An 835-nucleotide genomic window follows, 5' to 3' on the forward strand; every position below is an offset into this window, starting at 1 on the left:
ATCGGCAGAAAACGAAATATCGTCCACTTGCCAAGGCGATTGCAGGCCAAGCGCCATGCTAAATAAAGTTGTACTATTCATGACGGAATTATCGCACCACCCACTACAAATCACATAGAGCCAAAATATTTTCACGTCCATATCGAATATCGGTAAGCCACAGCAAACAGCATCAACGCAAACCTCAACCGATCCGCAGACGACGGCGCCAACTTCGTCCGCTGATGATATTTTGCGAACACTGGCCGACAGTTCGGTTAGCCTGTCGCTTACCTCAATGTGCTCGCCAGAGTTCTTCAAGCAGAATGAGCAAGCCGCGCTGGCAAAAATCAAGGGTGGAGATTTTGCGGGCGGTGGAACAGACGCCAAAATAAATGCGCAAGAAATTGCGGTTTGCTCGGTAAAGAGGCAAAAGCTTCCGATGGATCTTGCCGAACAGATTGCAGGCCAAAACCTGGCTGAATCAGCGATCGCGTTGCATCGAGCCGGCATGGATACGCCGGAAACCATCACAAGTGCTCAAAACGCTCTCACGCTTCTGAGCGTGAATGCATCGGCAAACACTGCCCTTATCAAACAGCTGAAAGCGTCTGGAATTCTGCCTGAAAAACCTGCTGAAGCCGCAGATACCGCTGCGGTAACAATGTCTGCCGTCACAGTAACCAAAAAATACATGGCAAACAGCTTCGCATTCAATCAACAGTACAACGGCAAAACCCTACAAATTCGCGGCAAAATTCACAGCGTTGGCGGTAACAGCAACTCGGTGTTTATCATTTTGGCGGGGGTTCCGCAGGAAGACCCCGGCATGAATGACCAGGTGGACTGCAATATT

The 835-nt window shown here is 49.7% G+C and carries 1 protein-coding gene; it reads left to right on the forward strand.

Features of this window, described 5'->3' with window-relative positions:
• Positions 1–232 precede the first annotated feature (232 nt).
• A partial coding sequence (locus IV91_RS16145; protein ID WP_035418359.1) for a hypothetical protein occupies positions 233–835 on the forward strand: 603 nt, incomplete at its 3' end.

The sequence above is a fragment of the Ferrovum myxofaciens genome (genome assembly GCF_000735045.1).
Lineage (GTDB): Bacteria > Pseudomonadota > Gammaproteobacteria > Burkholderiales > Ferrovaceae > Ferrovum > Ferrovum myxofaciens.